Below are 1,444 nucleotides of genomic sequence, written 5' to 3' on the forward strand. Positions count from 1 at the left end.
GCCACCGTGTATTTCTGGTCAACAACCAGTTGAGCGGATTCGCGTTTAAACTCTGCGCTAAAATTTCTTTTTTTCATTGGAGCACCTGTGTTGTTCTGAGGTGAGCATATCACCTCTGTTCAGGTGGCCAAATTCAGTGTGCCACTTCAGTATAACGAATTTTACCATGATGCTGCGGATATTTTTCCAGCAACGCTTCATTGGCGAGAAAACGCTCTGGCAAACCTTTGGAATAATCCAGCCGTTCGACAGAAAAGATATTTTGTACGTTTTTCAGTTCCGCTTTAAGTTGCGCCAGTTTTGGCGGCAGTGGCCCGGCAGCCTGTTTGGCTATTTCTTTCGGTTCAATGCCGATCGGGTAGACTTCTGTTCGAAATGCTTTGCCCCAGGCTGTATGGCTTTTTGCGCTACGTGTCGTGACGCGGGTCAGGTTAGAAAGACAATCCAGGAACGCCAGACGATCGTTTTCTGTCTGGAAACCCAGCAAATCATAATCACAAAGCTGTTCAAGCAAGGTGTCATATGTCGGCAGCGCGTTGAAGATTTCCGGTGTCGGGAAAGGAATATGCAGAAAGAAACCAATGCGATTATTCACCCCACGTTTGCGTAATTCATGCGCAAAGGGCAACAGGTGATAATCGTGGATCCAGATAATGTCATCGTCTTGCAACAGCGGCAGTAATTTATCTGCCAGCAACGCATTTACGCGTAGATAGCCGTCCCCGGCAGGACGCTGAAATTGCATCAGATCGAGCCGATAATGAAAAGCGGGCCAGAGAACGGCATTGGAGAATTGGTTGTAGTATTCGTCAAGGTCCTGTTCGCTGAGGTTAAAAGAGGCCCACGTAATGTTACCTTTTTTCACCTTTTTTAGCGGCTGATCCTCATTCCCTGTTTCACCACTCCAGCCAAACCACAGTCCGCCTGCGGCTTTCAGTGCCCCCAGTATGCCAACGGCAAGGCCACCGGCACTGGCGGCGTGCTCGTCTGGTGGTGCAATCCGGTTAGATACTACGACTAAACGACTCATAGTCATCACTCCTGTTATTTTCTCTTTTTTGTTGTAATGCGGTGGTTATCATTTCAAGCCTGCTCCAGACATCCGGCACACCCGCCAGTCGCCATGATGCCTGAGTTGCACCTGAGGTAGCCTGAGTTTAACGGACACTCCTTCCTGAAATAGAATGGCATCAGAAGGAGCTAATAATGAGCAGAAAAAACCAACGTTACTCTAAAGAGTTCAAAGCCGAAGCTGTCAGAACGGTTCTTGAAAATCAACTTTCGATCAGTGAAGGCGCTTCCCGATTATCCCTTCCTGAAGGCACTTTAGGACAATGGGTTACCGCCGCCAGAAAAGGGCTCGGTACTCCTGGTTCCCGCACGGTGGCTGAACTGGAATCTGAAATTCTGCAACTGCGTAAGGCGTTAAATGAAGCTCGCCTTG

1 protein-coding gene and 2 pseudogenes are annotated in these 1,444 nt (G+C 48.6%); 1 reads left to right on the forward strand and 2 read right to left on the reverse strand.

The features are described from left to right. Positions 1-139: 139 nt before the first annotated feature. Positions 140-1,030, reverse strand: a pseudogene (locus tag BGK49_RS14510) (trehalose-6-phosphate synthase); the annotation flags it as partial. After that, positions 1,005-1,145, reverse strand: a pseudogene (locus tag BGK49_RS27315) (trehalose-phosphatase); the annotation flags it as partial. The pseudogenes BGK49_RS27315 and BGK49_RS14510, both read right to left, overlap by 26 nt. A 61-nt stretch (positions 1,146-1,206) precedes the next feature. Between BGK49_RS27315 and BGK49_RS14515 the strand changes: the two are divergent. After that, the coding region (locus BGK49_RS14515) for a transposase (protein ID WP_032335914.1) at positions 1,207-1,444 on the forward strand (238 nt) is incomplete at its 3' end.

It is taken from the genome of Shigella sp. FC1544 (assembly GCF_001722145.1).
GTDB classification, from domain to species: Bacteria; Pseudomonadota; Gammaproteobacteria; order Enterobacterales; family Enterobacteriaceae; genus Escherichia; species Escherichia coli.